Below are 17548 nucleotides of genomic sequence, written 5' to 3'. Positions count from 1 at the left end.
AAACACCAAAATCTTTTTAATTTAGATGGAAACCAATTACATTCTCAGTATTTAGTTCCACTGCACTTTTATATATTGACTTGGGCTGGTACCAGTTTCTTTTTTAAACAAGCGTGAAAAATAGGGTGGATGCTCGAATCCCAACAGATAAGCAATTTCACTTACTGAATAATTACCTTGGCTGAGCAAATTTTTAGCTTCTGAAATTAGAAAGATTTGGATCATATCCATTGCTGTTTTGCCTGTTTCCTGTTTAAGAAGGTCGCTTAAGTATCGTGGAGACAAATTTAGTTCACTAGCCAATAATGCCACTGTTGGTAAACCTTTTTCCTGTAGGTACCCTTTTTCAAAATACAAGACCAAGGCATTGTTAAATTTGGTAGATATCGTTCCTGAATGAATGAATCTGTTGATAAACTGACGTTTGTAAAATCTTTGCGAGTACTTAAGAATCGATTCAATATGTCCAATAATAATTTCTCTGGTAAACTCATCCTGATTGTTATGGTGTTCACACTCTATTTTTTTAAAAAGATCCCATATTGTCTGTTGCTCTTTTGTTGAAAGGTGTAGTGCTTCATTGAGTTCATAATCAAAAAAATTATACTTCGTTATGGCAGAATGCAACGTATGTGAAATTAGGTAATCTTTATGAAACCAGATTTCGAAACCTTCGCCGTCTAATGCTATATCTTTTAGCTTAATGGTTTGATTTGGTTTGAGAAAATACATCGATCCGCTCTGATGATCGTAACGAGTTTTGCCATATCGAATGTCACCTGAGCTGAACTTTTTAAAAGCAATAATGTAAAAGTCTGTGGTTACTTCATATGTAAAAAGGCTACGAAGCGGATTACAGGTAAAAAGAGTAAGAAGCGGATTTTCTGGCTCGGGATAATTATTGCAACGATGGACGTCGTTTAAACTCTTGAAATGCATAAAAATATTATTTTAAACCCATGCCTGAACATGGGTTAATTGTTAGTAAAATTACATTTTTTATATTAGCCGTGTGCTTTAACTGAAACATCGTTCCAGTTTTCCCAGTTAGTCAATCTATCCGTATAAAAATACGTTGCAAGAGGAAGTGCTTTCTTTCCGAGAAACAAACGTAGAGGAGGTGTAGGCGAGTCTACTACTTTTAAAATTGCTTCGGCTGTCGCATTTGGGTCACCGTATACATCACCGGCAGTAAATTCGGGATTGGCGTATAGTTCTGCTTTCATGGTGTCATAGGCAGAAATAGAAGTACTCTGAACAGATGAAGAGTTAAAATCGGTGGCGTATCCATTAGGTTCTACAAGAGTAATATGTATGCCCATACCTTTCACTTCCTGAGATAAAGCTTCACTAAGTCCTTCCACGGCAAATTTAGAGGCACTATAAATACCTACTGTTGGAAATGAATAAATACCCATAGCACTTGACACTTGTAAAATATGTCCGTGGCCTTGCTCTCTTAAAATAGGTAATACGGCTTGAGTAATCCATAAAGTACCAAAAAAATTTGCTTCAAAAATATCTCTTGATGCCCGTTCATCTAATTCTTCTACTGCTCCAAAAACCCCTATGCCGGCATTATTGATTATGATATCAATTTTACCAAAATGAAGCTTTGCTTTTGAAATAGTCTCAAAACAAGCTGTCCGGTCAGTTACATCCAATTCCAGCGGTAGTACAGCCTGACCGTATTTTTCTGCAAGATCTTGTAATGCAGTTATATTTCTTGAGGTAACAATAACTTTGTCGCCACGGTCCAAAAAGGCTTCTGCCCATATTTTTCCAAACCCACGGGCTGCACCCGTAATAAAAATTGTTTTTGACATACTGTATAATTTTAGTACTGCAAATCTAGGCAGGACAACCTTAATAGCTCTTATACAAAATACTGGAATAAGGATACATTTTTACTAGATATAATTTTACGAAAAGTCTTCTTGATAAGAAAGCTTTTAATTCAAGGAAGTGTGTAATTAAATATTTAAAGGATTCTTTGGGAGTTTCGGCAAAACTGGTTCTTCCCCACTTTTGCTGAAATACGCAGGCTAACTATTTACTGCGAAAGAATCCTATAAATTGGGATAAAAATGCAGGCGATATCCATCAACCTGCATCATCATTAACTAAATCTTATTTTGAGGGTTCTTTGAAAATCGCAGTTAGCTTATCATCTAGTGCTTGCCCACGTAAATCTTTTGCAATAATTTTTCCACTTGGATCAATCAGAAAATTCGACGGGATAGCTTTTACTTCGTAAAGTACACCAGCTTCATTATCCCAGCCCTTCAAATCCCCAACCTGTTTCCAGCTTAACTTATCGTCCTGGATGGCCTTTAGCCACTTCACCTTATCTGTAGCCTTATCCATAGAAACCCCAAGAATTTCGAAACCCTTTGCTTTATATTGTTCGTAGGCCTTAACCAGATTTGGATTTTCTCTTCTACAAGGTGCACACCATGAAGCCCAAAAATCGATCAATACGTATTTGCCACGATAATCTGAAAGCTTCACCATTTTACCATCCACATCTGGCTGGCTAAAATCCGTAGCATCTACCCCTTCTTGAGTTTTCTTAAAAGTGGCGATACGGTCGGCCACCTGCTTACCAAAATACGATTCTTTTAAATCCGGACTTAAGTTTTGAAAAACTTTTTCCATTTCTATTGCATCGAAACCTGGCCCAAGTGTAGAATTAAGCGCCATCATAGCCATGTATTTCGTTGGATTCTCTTTGATGTAAGCCATTTTTGCATCAAAGATTTCTTTTTCGATCTGTTTAGCTCTTTTTTCCAAATCCTGAATATACTGGCTATCCTGTTTTTTCGATTCAGGTTGCGCTGCAAATTCTTTATTCAAGCCTTCATACTTGGCATAAAATGGACGAAGGTAATCATCTACTTTCCTACTTTCATCTGTTAAGCTAGAACCTTTGATGACGGCCGTTTTTAATGAATCTTTTCCTGTAATGATGATGTTCTCATTCCCTAAAATGATTGAAATGCCATCAATTTTTACCCTTTTACCGGGAGTATCAACCGCTAAATCGTGTTTTAATCTTAAAGTGGCTTCCAATGGTGAGGTTACAGAACCTTTGAAGGTGAAAAATCCATTTACCAGATTGGTTGAATCTAATATTTGTTTGCCCTCTTTATTAATTAAAAGATATGCCTTTGCTGGCTTTCCGAGTTTGCCGATTTGTCCTTTTATAACATACCCTGTCTGTGCAGAAACCACTAATGAGCATACCGCCACTAATGAAGTTAATAGTATTTTTTTCATAGATTTTTCTTTGCTGTTTTATTTGAGGAAGATGATTTGACTTGCTGCTTTCCGGCCAGTAATTTATTGTAATCAGCCGGAGAGGTTAGTATTGATAATGCTGTGCTAAATTCATGATTAGATTCGTTTCGCACCCTAAGTGCATAACCTTTTCCGGTGTATAACATCTCCGCTATTTCTGCTTTTATTTCTACCGAAATGGTTTTGCGGGTAACCTGATCTGATTTCAAAGGCAGTTTAATTTTTAGAGCCGCTGCATTTTCAAAGACTTTATCAAGCATTTTTTCATCAACACGGTACCCTTTGTCAAAAGATTCGAAAGTATCAAAGGCACTCATCAGGCTCTGCCTGTTTTGTTGAACGTAATTGAAAGCTGATTTAGTTACCAAACCACTATTCATTAACCTGTTTAGCCACACACTGTAAATCGCGGTATCAATGGGCACAAATTTATCAGGCATAATGCCACCACCGCCATAAACAGTACGTTTGTTTGTTAGTGTACTGTATTTCAAAGAATCCGGAAAATTTACATGACCGCCCTTTGTAAGTTCTCCAGAGGCCATCCTCCTGTTAAAATCTTCAAAATAGTCAGTTTTACCTTTCGTGTAAGGTTTTTGAATTGATCTTCCAGAAGGCGTATAGTATCGTGCAGCAGTTAATCGAATAATAGAGCCATCACTCAGTTCCAAGCCTTTTTGCATCAACCCTTTACCAAAACTTCTCCTGCCAACCACAACCGCACGGTCCCAATCCTGTAAACAGCCGGTAAGAATTTCACTTGAAGATGCAGTCGATTCATCAATCAGTACCACCAGATCACCAGTATTAAACTGGCCATATCCTCCAGTTAAAAAGTGGTCCTTAACACCTGTATTCGTTACCGAGTAAAATACCATTTTCTCGCGTGGTAAAAATTCATCAGCGACACCTATAGCAGCTTCAACTAAACCACCGCCATTAGATTGTAAATCTAAAATCAATTTGGTCATGCCCTGAGCCTTTAAACTTTTAAGTGCTGCATCTATCTCTCTACGTGTAGATTGACTAAAAATTGAAAGTGCGATATAACCGATATTTTGAGTTACCATGTAGCTTGTTGTAACGGATAATTCTGCAATCTGCTCCCTAACTACATTAAATGCTAATGCAGTAGACTGTGATTTGCGAACAATGTTAAGTTTAACCGACTTTCCTTTTTCACCTCTTAACAAGCGCATTACTTCCTGGTTTTTAAGATCTTTACCAAAGATGGATTTGCCATCTACAGTAATAATCTGGTCACCAACCTGTAATCCAACTCTGGCTGCCGGTCCATCTGCATTAATTCCGGTTATGAAAGTGCTATCTGCAACCATTGAAAACTGAATACCAATGCCGGCAAAGCTACCCTTCATGGCTTCGCTCATAGCTTCCACCTCCTCGCGACTAACATAGCTCGAATGCGGGTCTAAATCGCTTAACATTGCCTTTATGGCCGCATCAACCACATGCTCATCATTTACTGGATCTACATAATTATCCTGGATCAATTTTAGCGCATCCTGTAGCTTCATCTTCGGATTCATCTGCGCCTGTGCATTAAATCCGATCAGCAAGGCCAATAAAGCCAATAATATTTTTGTTTTTTTCATCTTATTTCTCTGCTCTTAAAATTTCTACAGCCATTGACAATTCATCCCTAAGTTGACTTGGACTTCCGGAATAACCTTCTGAGCTGTATCTTACTTCGCCATTTTTAATGATGATTTTGCGAGGAATAGCAGATGATCTGAAAAACGGAACAAGACTTTTGAAAACCTGATCTTGCTCTCCTTTGGAACCAATGGCATCATGAAGCAAATTGAAACGATATCCTTCGCCGCGAACATAATTAACTGATTTTGTCTTGTAGTCGCCGTTTTGCATGGTACCAATCATATATACGCCAACAGCAGGATCTTTTGCATACTGATCTACCAGAAGCTGCATCCCTGGAAAAGCCATGATACATGGACGGCACCAGGTTGCCCAAAAATCAATCACCACAACTTTACCTGCCCAATCTTTAGAGTTTACCATTTTACCATCTGCATCCTCAAGCGTAAAGGGAACCAATGGATAATTAACCATGTTCGCCATTACATGAATTCTCATTTCGGCTTTCTTATCATTTGGCATCAGAGACGAGAGATATTGATCGTAACCCTCCTCTTTTCCGTGTTCGGCTACATAAATTGTTTTAAGCCTGGTAAACATTACCGGTGTAACCGCGTTGGCAGCCACACTTTTCTCCAACATCAACTTAATTGATTTATCCCCTCCCAATCGCTCTAAAATATTCAGGTGAAGGGCATTAAGGTCGGCAGTGTTATAGCTTCCTTCTTTAGACAGGTATTGAAAAAATTGATTTCCACCGACATAATCGGCCTGATCATTTGCAAAAAAAATGTGGGTATATAACCTGTCATTTAATTGATTATCGGCATTGTCCTGGGCTTTTTTCTGGTCATTTCCAAAATCAATCAGATAAGAATTATCTTTTTGTCTTTCAATTAAATAAGGAAGAATCTTCTTACTAACCCCGTAAAGCATTTTTCGATCTACCTTACCCATCATTTGTCCTTTAGTGATATTCCAACGGTAAATCTCATTTGCGGTTTTAAAATCGATCTCACGGAAAAGGGATAAAAACTTTTCAATTTCCCCGCTTTCAAAATACTGCGCACCCAGACCTCTAAAAATTTCGTAGTAGATATGACCTTTACCATCAGGAGATTTTTTCCAATCTGCATAAGGGAACTTTTTCAGGTATTCCTCATATGCCATTGTTAAATCACTCCCCGATTTACCCTTGGTTATATTTCCAAATGCCAGGAATCTAGCCGTGCCACTTTTAGGGTAATTTTGAAAGATCAGCTGCGCCACCATTTCTGCGCTCTTAGTATCTTTTAATCTGATATAATAACGCTGCATACCTGCCAATAACTCCTCGTTAAGATTCCCTTTTTTAATCTCAGTTTTCATCAGTCCATCGGCAAAAGCAACAAATGCCGGAGCTGGCATAGTGGCCTGTTTCAGATCCAAATAGGTGAATAAATAAGATCGATGCGATGAGTGAGACAATTTTTCTTCCCTGATAAGCAATGAATCAATCATCCTAGCATTCTTGGAAGGATTTATAAAGCTATTAAGGGTCCAATTTCCGGTAAGCCCCGCTCTTAAAGCTGCTTCCGATAAATAACTGCCCACGACTTCTTTTCCTTTCGGAGACAAAACCTTTCTTAAATAACCTTTGCCGTTATTGTTATCGAAGGCTTCGGGGTTAAGCACATCGCCCTGATAAAATTTTAAAGCAAAAAAAGCTGCACCTGCAGGTACTGAATATTCGCCCAGTAAATTCTCCTTATCTTTTTTTAAACTTAAAGCTACCGTCTTCCAATTGCTATTTTCATAGTAAGCAAGCAATGCCTTTGGGTCATCGCTAAATTCAAGTTCGCCGCCTTTTGGGTTATAAGAGAAGGAAACCTTTTTTTGTTGTAAAGGTATTTCGGGATTCCATGTTAACGTTTGAGCGGCCAGCTGCTGCCCAAAAAATGGGCATAGCAGTAGCCAGCATCTTGTAAAAAAATGTCTTTTCATCAGTAATTATTCTATCTTGGATTCTGTTCTAATTCAGGATTTAGCAATATGTATTTATCTCCAATTGGATATAAATAACGGTTGGAGTTTGGTTGCAAAGTATAATCTATACTTTTGAAACTTCTGGTTTTAACCTGCGCATACTCGACATCCAAATTGAGTCGTTTTTGATCGAACCATCTGATACCGGTGCCTAAAAATTCTTTCCGTTTTTCTGCAATTACAATGCGAAGGGCATCGCCTGCATCCGAAGCATTTAGCGGAATATAGTTTGCTGCTGTAAAACGTTTGATTCTTAGATTATTTACTTGCGCCATTGCAGCGTTTGTATTGCCTGCCCGTGCCAAACATTCTGCCTTGATTAACATCATTTCAGGTACAGATGGACCATTTAAGATTACAAACTCATTGATCAGATACTTACATGATGCCCTTCCTGTAAAAGCCGCACTAAACTGGGTACCGAAACGGCTTCGGGCATCCGTAAAGAGTTTGTATCGCAAATCTGTTGGCCCCATTGCAGTAAGTAAATCGTTATTTACAGAAATGGCTGTGTACACAACATTTGAAATTTTAGATAACATTACCTCCGGATTATTTAACCTTACGGGCATCGTACTTGTCGATGATTCATATGATTTTAAATCCAATAAGGTATTTTGCAGAACAAGCGAACTATCTGCATAGAGGCTGGCATTACCGAAATCCCTCATGTTTAAATAAGTTTTAGCCAATAGTGCGTATGCTGATACTTTTGCAGGTCTCACATTATAATCAGGCAAAGCCGGAAGATGACTTATGGAAGTTTTCAAATCTTTCAGAATCGCTGCGTAAACTTGCGCAACAGGCGCTCTATTTAGTTTAGTGTATAAATTCGAGGTAGTAAGCATCGGTACGCCTAAATCAGTTCCGGCAGTTGAACTGTTATATTGTTTACCATACATATTTACTAAAACCAGATAGGCATATGCACGGTGCACAAGCGCCTCTGCATAAATTTTTTGTTTCTCTGCATCCGCTCCATCCGCTGAACTTAACACCCCCTCCAGAACCTCATTGCAGGTGTAAATAATTTTGTATTGCCGGTCCCAATCACTATCGTTTTGTGTTTCAGTGGTATATTTTCCTGCCCAGGAATATACATTGCCCAGAATATCACCAAGCGTATTCTGCCTGGTCGGATCATTGATTTCCGTATCATCTCCAGAAAGAATTGGATAGGAGAAAGTTCCTTCCAGCACATTATTGTTATTCATAATGTACCGATAATCTGAGGTATATTTTAAGGTTCTGGTAGAGAGCTGATCAATCTCTACGTATTTTCGGCAACCTACACTAGCAATAGTTAGTGCAAGAAATATGATCGTATATCTTTTTTTCATCCGTGTATATTGTTTTTTAAAAGTGATGAAGCTATCATGATTTTATGTTCATTCCCTTATTGTTCTGGCAAATCATGATGATTTCATTGTATTAAAGTGTAGCGTTTATTCCAAAAACGTAACTTGGTGTAGGGGTTACACTTCCAAAATTTCCATTATTGATAAATTCAGGGTCGATTCCATCTTTGTTGGCACGCCAGATAATTCCTAAGTTTCTTACATTGGCCGATAGTGAAATTGCCTTAAAAGTATTTCGTGGAAGGAAACGTGCAGGAACAACGTAGGATAATGAAATCTGCTGTAAACGTATATTATCAGCCTTTCGAACCAAAACATCCGCATTTCGGTAACGGTTAATGCTATTGAAATTTACTCCGGACAGCCCTGGCACATTGGTATTTAACTCATCTCCAGGCACCCTCCACCTATAAGCCAAATCTTCCTGCCTTCCCAGAACGCCAGAATAGGAACCTTCAAAAGTCGGGTAATTGGTAATGGAATTTTTTAAGAAAACGTGGCCGAAATAACCTGTCATCTGGATGCCCATTTCAAACTGACCATATTTAAAACTATGGTTAAACCCGCTGTTGTATGGTGCGTAAATCCTGCCGGCGTAAACTAAATCCTCTTTGGTAAATGCCGATGTGAGGTTAGTGGTGTTATTGATGATCTTATTATTTCTATCGAATATTTGTGACTGGCCCTTGTTATCCAGGCCTGCCCACTTGTAAACATAAAGTGAACCTAATGGCATACCTTCAATCGTACCAGAAGTTCCGGCCAATGTACTCGCATTATTTACATAGCGAAGATCTGTAACCTTATTTGTAGCATAACCAAAGTTCAAAATAGCTTTCCAAGTAAATTTTCCTGCTCTGATGATTTCTCCGTTAAGTGAGAACTCATAACCACTGCCACTTAATGTGCCGCTGTTAAAAAACAAGTTTGACCAGCCGTAAGTTGGGTTAAAGGCAAAAGAAGCTAAAATACCTTTTGTTCGTTTTCTGTAAACATCAAACGTACCGGATAATCTTCCTTTAAAGAAACCGAAATCCAAACCTAAGTTACCGGTTTTGGTGGTTTCCCAACCCAAATCTGAATTAGCGGGTGTTTCTATGCCACCTACTGTTTGTCCTGTTCTGAAATCAGTACCCGTAATAGAGATCACCGTAACATTAGAACCGCCTTGCGGTACAACTCCGCTTGTACCTATTGTGGCACGAACACTTAAAGCATCCAGCCAACCTAAGTTTTCAATAAATTCTTCTTTATTTGCGTTCCATCTTAAACCTACTGACCAAAAAGGAACAGCCCGTTTACTTCTATCGATCCCTAGCAAGGTATAATCATCAAAGCGCACGCTTCCGGTAACAAAATATTTCTCCTTAAAGCTGTAAGATGCATTTCCGTAATAGGAAAGGAAACGTTTTCTGTAACTGATCAAATTGCTAAGGTTTGGGCCCAGCGATTGTGTATAACCATACATCGTTTCATACTGTCCTGTAGGATTCACCGTTGCGATCGTTCGTGTATCTTCATTAAAACCATACCTGGTTTCAGAGGTATTTGAAGATTCTGTTTCTCTAATTTCCGCACCGGCAATAGCATTGAACTGATGGTTCTTAGCAATGTTAAAATCAGAATTTAGCTGACCTCTGAAGGCTGTTTCAGAAGATTCTGTTCCATAGGTAATGTATCGGCCACCGTAAGGCACATTATAAACCGATTTACCATTAGTAATTACCGTACCTGTGTTAACCAGTATTCGTCCTGCATAACTATTCAATTCATCGAGTGTATACGAATTCCCTATCTGCCTTTGGTTAGATGCCGATACATCGGCATTTAACCACTTTGCAATCTTTCCATTTAAACCGGCCGTCATTCTGAAAACATTGTTTTTGGATGTCGAATTAGAGTAATTCAGTTCATCCATGGTATTGTAGCTAAACGGCAGGTAGCCTTTCGCAACCATTGTAGACGCTAAAGACTCTCTGAATAAAATGGTTCTACCAATACTATTACCATTGGCATCTTGCAACATATCATAAGGTCGAAGTGCAGTTGTACTTACCGAAAGAGCATTTACCGCTGCCGCATTATATTGCGATTTCGAAAACTGATAATTAAACAAAGCTCGAAAAGTTACTTTTTTATTAAAAAGATCGGTTGTGGTATTGGCATTGATAAAGGCATTCTCCCCAAAATTACTTTTGTATATGGGCACATCTTTGGTATAATTTCCTGAAATGTAATAAGTGCTGCTTTCCGTTCCGCCAGAATAAGAGAGATTGTATTGATGGTTAACTGCATTTTGCAATAAGTGATCTTCAATCTGAGCCATGCCATCTCTTGATCCAATTTCAGCCAATGCGGCATCTCGCTGTGCAACTGTTGCGGTACCACGCTTTACGCGATACATCCATTCTGTGGCTTCACTGTTATTTGCCGAGTAAATTTCATTTCCCGGAAATGCTAAAGCCGGGTCTACTAAAAACCCCTTGTTAACCATTTCTTGCTCCAAGTCAATGTATTGGGCACTGTTCATCCACCTTAGGTTCGCAATTGATGGATTTTTAGATATGCCAAAAACATATCCAAGATTGATCGATGGCGCAATCTTTTTTCCTTTTTTGGTATCGATTACGATTACACCATTGGCTGCTCTTGATCCCCAGATGGATGTTGCAGAAGCATCTTTTAGGAAAGTAATCTGCTCAATATCGGCAATATTTATGCTGCTAATGACAGAATTGCCCCATGCATTTTTGCCGACAGGGTTTGTTAATGTGGCTAAATCGCTCGAATTCATTAATGGAAATCCATCCAATACAATTAATGGCGTACCACTCCCGCCAGCATAGCTGTTTACACCCCGTATCTGTACACTATTGCCTTTGATATCGAATTTTACACCGGCAACCTTACCTTCTAAGCGTTCGAGAATATTAACAGCAGGTGTTTCCATTAATTCTTTTGCAGAAACTACACTATAAGCACCGGCAGCTCGCTCCCTGCTTAATTTTTGGTAGCCGTTTGAAACTATATTAATTTCTTGCAGTGCCGCAGCTTGTTGCCTTAGGATAACCACATAGGAAACTGTTTTTCTATCTACAAAAATTTCTTCTCCTTTAGTACCAACATAGGTAATTTGGAGTACATATCCATTTGCCGGAATGTCCTTAATCAGGATTTCTCCAGATTTATCGGTTACATACATCTTATTGATGGTTTTATTGTAAACGTTAGCACCCGGAAGCGGCCTGTTTAAAGAATCGGTTACCAATACTTTTACCTCATGGTCATCAACCAATTCGGCAATCTGATCAACAACTCCACGTTCTCTGATAATGATGGTTCTACCATCGACAGAAAAAGTAAGCGATTGGGCAAACAGCGATTTCTGCAACGCCTCGAAAACATTTACCTGCTGTACATTGATGGATACCGGTTTCGCATCCAAAACAATATTCAGATCATAAATAATATCATAGCCACTCTGTTTGCGGATCTCCTTGAGCACATTTTCCAATGGCGCATTTTTTTCTACAATAGAAACTTTTTGCGCCTTGGTAGATGCGCTCAATTGCATAAAAGCAACCATTAAGATCATAGCCGTAAGTCGCATAACGAGTAGCAGTTTACGGAGTTGCCTGTTGGGCAACCCGAGTGAAGTAAAATTTTTATACATTTGTTTAGTTTGGTTTTGCATAATGCCTACGTTTCGAAGGCTGGGCAGTATGCGGTTTATAGTTGATAATTATTTTATCGGCAACCAATCAGATCCAGAGGTGCTTGCATGCACTTCTGGCTTTTTGGTCCGTTTTCACTTATTTAGAAACAGTTACCCTCCTTCCTTCAAGTTTAAAGTGAACTTTACCGGTTAATTGTATGTGGTTGAGTACCTCAGATATATTAGTGCCTCTCGACATCCACCCTCCCAGCATCAGTTTTTCAGGTGCCGATTCATCATAAACAATTTCTACATCATACCACCTGGCAACTTTTCGCATAGCGCTACGCAAATCCTCCCGGAAGACAAATTCGCCATTTTTCCAGGCCACTGCCATTTCCATATCTGCCTGCTGCAATTGAATTTGTCCATTTACTAATTTAGACTGCTGACCGGGCTTTAGAACAGCCGCTTGCCCTTTATCTGCATTTACCATTACACTTCCCTGTAACAGCGTGGTTTTAACAGATGGCTCATCGGCATAAGCATTAATATTAAAATGAGTACCTAAAACCTTCACTTGCTCCAATTCATCACTCCCTTTATTAACCGAAACGATAAAAGGCAGCTTTCCATTCTTTCCATCAATATGCGCAACTTCAAAGTACCCTTCTCCTGTTAAAGTTACATTACGGCCATTTTCTGCAAAATTGGTTGGATATTTTAAAGATGAACCTGCATTTAGCCACACCTTTGATCCATCTGGAAGAACGACAGTATATTGGCCGCCTATTGGAGTAGAAATGGTATTAAAACCCGGTTCAACATTTTTTAATTTATTTATTTTATAAACAAGATTGCCATCTGCAGTTTTGGTGATTTCCAGACCATTTTCGGATATTAGCTTTCCATTCATTACATTAGCTAAATCAATTCTTCTACCATCAGCCAGGGTAAGATAAGCTCTCTCTTTTCCTGGAGCAATATCTTTATTAGCACTAACAGTAAATTTATCCTCTTGTTGATTTTTATTATTGTAACTCAAATAAGTGAAAATACCAACTAATGTAATTGTAGCTGCTATGCCTATTTTGGCAAATGTGGGCAGAGCAGTATAAATCGATATCCTTTTCTTTTTACCAACGATTTGTTGATCATCTGTAATTTTGTCTTCGATATTGATCCATATCTCACTGTTTAAACCATCATAATCCGGCTCAAATTCTTGTTGCGATACTTCCTCGTTCTTTAATAGGTACCAGGTTTCTATTCTGGCACGCTGTTGCACAGATAGTTTACCATCGAGATAATTACTGACAAGTTTGCGGATAGCGTTATTTTTCATGCGTTTTTTACAGGTAGTATAATAGCATGACAGCTAACTCAGACCAATGTTGTATTCAGCATTAAAAAAAAGTTGTTTTATTATTAATTTTCTACTGTTTTTAAAGAAATGGCAAAAAAATTGTTAGATTTTCTCCAAATTTCGACCTCAAAATAGTAATAGCTTTATTCATCTGGGTTTTAACAGTTAGCTCAGAGATGTTCATTTGTTCAGAAATCTCTTTATAAGATAAGTTTTCTTTGCGTTTCAATTCAAAAACCTCCCGCATTCTTGCCGGAAGTTTTTGGATCTCCTCTTCAATAAGTTTCGAGAGTATCTTCTCTCTAACGAGATGATCTGTTACCTCATATCCTGATTCAATAAAATCGCCCAGGCTCTCTATATAGGCCGTTTGAACAGAACTATGGCTGAAAATATTTAGGATGTGGTTCCGCGTACTCGTGTACAGATAAGGTTCCAGTCTGGTGTGAACGGGTAAATCAGGTGCAATTTTCCACAATTTTATAAAAACATCCTGAATCACATCCTGGCATTCCGAATCATTTTTAAGCAACTTAAAGGCATGTCGGTAAAGAATGGGCCAATACCGGTCGTAAACCTCCTGAAAAGCAAGCCGATCTCCGCCTCTTAAGCGCAAAAGAAGTAATTCATCTGTTAGTTGGGAAATCAAGTTAATTAGGATTAAAGAAGTAAATATACAAATTTAATAGCTCTATGCCGTTAATTAACATTCCAGTTCACTTAACCGGCTCATTGAACGGGTTAGGCCTGGTAATTGTCCATTCTGTCCTTAGATAGCGTTCCCAGCCTGAAAGCATATTTACATTAATTTCATTCACAAATACCTTTTGCCTGAAAAAAGTCCACAAACCTATTTTGTTACAGTGTTGAAATTATCCTAACTTTTCCTAATTCTTCAGCCCCCTAATAAAGAACCCCGGGGCAAGCCCACGAGGTATTGGCGGTAAAGAGTTAATTTTTAGTTTTATGAAAACTCTTCGTTTTCAAACTTTCCGCTATAACCCCGAGGCAAGCCTCGAAGTATTTAACGAATAAATTGGTCACTGAACCACCTTTTAACCCAAGCTTGAATAGATATGATCGTCAGGCCATATTCAGGTTTATGCTTTCATCCCGATACCTGGGAGATTGAATCGCACCAATACAGAACTACAGTTAAACGCATCCCTGCGTTCTACACTTCCTTGCTGTTTCAGCAGTTCCAGTGTAACAGAACAAAAGTGAGTAAGAACCACATTTACTGAAATACGCACTCTACTTGGATAAGCCAAATGTTTGACCCCTAACCGCCATTTTGAAAACCGGATTTAAGGTGTGGCTAATAATATTGAAGAGGATCAATTTAAGATGAGCGAAGAGGAATCATTTTCGACTGGTTTATCCCACCTTGAGCACCGAAAAGGGAGAAACTTATATTTTAACCCTTCCAGGCCATTCGAAAGTTTGGTTGAACTGGGGGTTTCGGCAAACTTGAAGCGGAATCGACAGTCAGTTTAATTCCGGATGTAAACGGATCGCAGACCAAGCGGGGAAGAACCACTTTTGGTGGAACTCCCAGCTTGGCAATAAACTTCTGAAGATAATCAGCGGAAACTTCCTGTTCGGTGAATTTCTTTAATCCAGCAATACTGCCGTAATTTACCTGTCCACATTTCAGGTGGCACAACCAAATGAAATTATCATGGCACTATTCTAGCAGTTCTTTCAATTTTGCGCCCAGGGTATCTCCCCTCAGGTTTCTTCCAACAATTTTACCTTCAGGGTCAACAAGAAAATTTGATGGGATTCCTGTAATTCCGTAATAACCAGATAAGCTATCTTTACCTCTTTTATCCAATAGCTGCGTCCAGGGCAGCCCGTCCTCTTTTATTGCCTTCTTCCAGTCCTCCGTTTTCGTATCAAGGGAAATTCCAAGAACCGTAAAATTCTTATCCTTAAATTCCTTATATAACTTCAGTACATTTGGATTCTCAGCGCGACAGGGCGCACACCAGCTTGCCCAAAAGTCGATCAGCACATATTTGCCTTTAAATTCAGAAAATTTTACGGATTTGCCGTCAACATCATTCAGTACAAACTCTGCAATATAGTTCCCGAGTTCTCCATGCGAAGCCGCTTTCAAATAACCGGCCATTAATTTTCCCGAGGAACTACCTTTTAAAAAAGGGGTAAGCCCATCATACAATTCCCTTGCTTTGGAAGGATCGAGGTTTGGCAAAATGCTGACCAGCATATCCACGCTTAGGTATTTATCCGGATGACTTTGAATATAATCCTCCGCCGCCCCAAAAGTTGCAACCCTCAACATCTTATCAGCTTGTCCTTGCATGGTAACCTTGGCCTCCCCAACAGCCCGCGCTGCACTATCATTTAGCTTTGAGTACTCCACCAGCAGTGAATCAGAATGTTTAGAAAATTTCAGGTAATCTTCCTGCTCCGAGTTCCCCTTTAGGCTTAGTTTTTTAAACTCTTCTTTAGTTGCCACACTACCTGTCAGGGTTTGTACTCCGGGTGCTAAATAAAAAGAAAACTTTTCCATAACGCCTTTTACAGGTAAATACAATGCGGAAAAAGAAGGCTCTTTTATTGGAGCCGACCAGGCGAAGGTTCCTGCTTTTACAGGAACCTTCGCACTTTTATTTTCACCCTCAAACCGGTAATAAAGGCTGAGGGTATCTGCTTTGAGATCCGTAATATTCCCCTTTAAAATGCTCTGTGCTGCTGCTCTAAAACCAGCACCCAAAAAGGATAATCCTATCAATGCAACTAGTAAGTACTTTTTCATATATATTTATTAACAAGGTAATTTTAATAGTTTTGTGTTAAATTTGTATTGTAAAGTGTAGCGCTTTGAGGAAATGGAAAAATCCACAAAGGGGACCCCGGTTCCAGCTTGTACGTTACACCATTAACAGTTCTTGTGATTGTTTCCTTATAAGCGGATTCTGTATTCCATCTTTTAAGGTCGGCAAAGTTTTTCCAGGTATACAGAAACTCCAGTCTCGATAACCTTTTAAAATACCTCATTGCCGTCGCCTCATCCGTAGCAACCAGGGCCGTATAATTATTCGGATGTATGCGGCGCTGCCTGATGTAGTTCACCACTTCCATCCCCTGTGCTATTCTTCCTGTACGGATTAAACATTCAGCCCTCATTAACATTAGATCGGAGACCGTCATACCCACATTATTATGCTGATAGTTATTGTTATAAAACCACAATGCGCCCGGAATACCGTATTGAGTACCAAATGAGACTGAATAATTTACACCGCCAAGCGTGTAACTGTAACTGCTGGTATAATTCTTCATGATGTTTCCGGGTTCAAAAAGCTGGTTTAAAACTTCTACCGAAGCTGTGTAAAAAGTGGGTAGATTCTGTTTGGAAGCCGCAAAAAACAGGTTGTCAGTGGAGGTAAATGCCGATCTTACGGCTAAACCAGTGCTAATAAAGGGTCTGTGGTCTTCCAATGCGCTATTGAAGGTTAAGGCTGTTTCGGCCGCGGCCAGCGCATCCGTGTAATTCCTCATCGACAACAAAATGCGCGCCTTTACAGCATAGGCAAAGGCTTTTCCTACCTTAGTACTATTTGGGTTCTGGTCTGGCAAAGCACCCGAGCCAAGGGCTGCATTTATATCTTCCAGCATTTTAGCATATACCTCCGCTACCGTATTTTTTACGGGGCTGCTCTCATAATCCAGGATGCTCATGTAGGCAATCCCTCCATCCGTTGCAGCAGTTGCTGGTGTATAGGCCTTTGCATAGATGTTAACAAGAATGTAGTGAAGATATGCCCTCAGGGTGAGTGCCTCTGCTTTCAAGGCGGCCCCTTTTTCCTTGTTGCCATTCGCCTTGTCTATAAGCGTGATGATGACATTCAACCGGTTTGAGATCACCGAATACATTTCCAGGTAAGCCGGATCAGACGAAGTGGAAGCCCTGTTTATCGACTCGTCATACGCGAGTAAGGCATAGCTTACATCTTTAGGACCGCTAAGGGTATTGGCCACATTGCCCAATGGAGGATACATATCATTGTCAAGGATATACAAGTTTTGCAGATAAAAAGCATTCGAGCTGCTAAAATTATAATTCAGCAAATACGCCATTTCATCAACGGTTCCCAACAGGTTTTTGCCTTTCGGCTCTATATCGGTATACTTCTCACAAGATGAAATACTTAATAGTGAAAGTAGGGCCATCAGTATAAATACAATTCTTTTCAT

Annotated in this window: 11 protein-coding genes; all 11 read right to left on the bottom strand. The window is 39.3% G+C overall.

Going from position 1 to position 17548, the window contains the following annotated elements; translation table 11 throughout:
- Positions 1-51: 51 nt before the first annotated feature.
- A complete protein-coding gene (locus tag J7E57_RS03255; RefSeq protein WP_215125171.1) occupies positions 52-939 on the bottom strand; it encodes a helix-turn-helix domain-containing protein in 888 nt (295 codons plus the stop codon).
- Positions 940-1004: 65 nt separating this feature from the next.
- Positions 1005-1826: an SDR family NAD(P)-dependent oxidoreductase gene (locus tag J7E57_RS03250; protein WP_215125170.1), complete on the bottom strand. Its 822-nt coding sequence runs from the start codon at positions 1824-1826 to the stop codon at positions 1005-1007.
- Positions 1827-2130: 304 nt separating this feature from the next.
- A complete protein-coding gene (locus J7E57_RS03245) occupies positions 2131-3279 on the bottom strand; it encodes a TlpA disulfide reductase family protein (protein WP_215125169.1) in 1149 nt (382 codons plus the stop codon).
- The gene (locus tag J7E57_RS03240; RefSeq protein WP_215125168.1) at positions 3276-4913 is read right to left on the bottom strand and encodes a S41 family peptidase; all 1638 of its coding nucleotides are present in this window, start codon (positions 4911-4913) and stop codon (positions 3276-3278) included. Before J7E57_RS03240 ends, J7E57_RS03245 begins: the two co-directional genes overlap by 4 nt.
- A gap of 1 nt (position 4914) precedes the next feature.
- Positions 4915-6900, bottom strand: a complete 1986-nt coding sequence (locus J7E57_RS03235; RefSeq protein WP_215125167.1) for a TlpA family protein disulfide reductase — start codon at positions 6898-6900, stop codon at positions 4915-4917.
- Positions 6901-6911: 11 nt separating this feature from the next.
- Positions 6912-8282 (bottom strand): RagB/SusD family nutrient uptake outer membrane protein, encoded by a 1371-nt coding sequence (locus tag J7E57_RS03230; protein ID WP_215125166.1) that lies wholly within the window; start codon positions 8280-8282, stop codon positions 6912-6914.
- Between the two features lie 91 nt (positions 8283-8373).
- The gene (locus J7E57_RS03225; RefSeq protein WP_215125165.1) at positions 8374-11973 is read right to left on the bottom strand and encodes a SusC/RagA family TonB-linked outer membrane protein; all 3600 of its coding nucleotides are present in this window, start codon (positions 11971-11973) and stop codon (positions 8374-8376) included.
- 139 nt (positions 11974-12112) lie between these two features.
- Positions 12113-13300, bottom strand: a complete 1188-nt coding sequence (locus J7E57_RS03220; RefSeq protein ID WP_215125164.1) for a FecR family protein — start codon at positions 13298-13300, stop codon at positions 12113-12115.
- Positions 13301-13400: 100 nt separating this feature from the next.
- On the bottom strand, positions 13401-13970 hold the full coding sequence (locus J7E57_RS03215; protein WP_215125163.1) for an RNA polymerase sigma factor: 570 nt from the start codon (positions 13968-13970) through the stop codon (positions 13401-13403).
- 1038 nt (positions 13971-15008) lie between these two features.
- A complete protein-coding gene (locus tag J7E57_RS03210) occupies positions 15009-16106 on the bottom strand; it encodes an AhpC/TSA family protein (RefSeq protein WP_215125162.1) in 1098 nt (365 codons plus the stop codon).
- 23 nt (positions 16107-16129) lie between these two features.
- Positions 16130-17548: a RagB/SusD family nutrient uptake outer membrane protein gene (locus tag J7E57_RS03205; protein ID WP_215125161.1), complete on the bottom strand. Its 1419-nt coding sequence runs from the start codon at positions 17546-17548 to the stop codon at positions 16130-16132.

The sequence above is a fragment of the Pedobacter sp. ISL-64 genome, from assembly GCF_018613605.1.
GTDB lineage: Bacteria > Bacteroidota > Bacteroidia > Sphingobacteriales > Sphingobacteriaceae > Pedobacter.
This window is presented reverse-complemented; position numbering and strand designations above follow the sequence as displayed.

Coding starts and splice junctions, on each gene's coding strand:
- J7E57_RS03250 (WP_215125170.1), bottom strand. CDS start 1,826: ATGTCAAAAACAATTTTTATTACGGGTGCAGCCCGTGGGTTTGGAAAA.
- J7E57_RS03230 (WP_215125166.1), bottom strand. CDS start 8,282: ATGAAAAAAAGATATACGATCATATTTCTTGCACTAACTATTGCTAGT.
- J7E57_RS03220 (WP_215125164.1), bottom strand. CDS start 13,300: ATGAAAAATAACGCTATCCGCAAACTTGTCAGTAATTATCTCGATGGT.
- J7E57_RS03245 (WP_215125169.1), bottom strand. CDS start 3,279: ATGAAAAAAATACTATTAACTTCATTAGTGGCGGTATGCTCATTAGTG.
- J7E57_RS03225 (WP_215125165.1), bottom strand. CDS start 11,973: ATGTATAAAAATTTTACTTCACTCGGGTTGCCCAACAGGCAACTCCGT.
- J7E57_RS03255 (WP_215125171.1), bottom strand. CDS start 939: ATGCATTTCAAGAGTTTAAACGACGTCCATCGTTGCAATAATTATCCC.
- J7E57_RS03235 (WP_215125167.1), bottom strand. CDS start 6,900: ATGAAAAGACATTTTTTTACAAGATGCTGGCTACTGCTATGCCCATTT.
- J7E57_RS03205 (WP_215125161.1), bottom strand. CDS start 17,548: ATGAAAAGAATTGTATTTATACTGATGGCCCTACTTTCACTATTAAGT.
- J7E57_RS03210 (WP_215125162.1), bottom strand. CDS start 16,106: ATGAAAAAGTACTTACTAGTTGCATTGATAGGATTATCCTTTTTGGGT.
- J7E57_RS03240 (WP_215125168.1), bottom strand. CDS start 4,913: ATGAAAAAAACAAAAATATTATTGGCTTTATTGGCCTTGCTGATCGGA.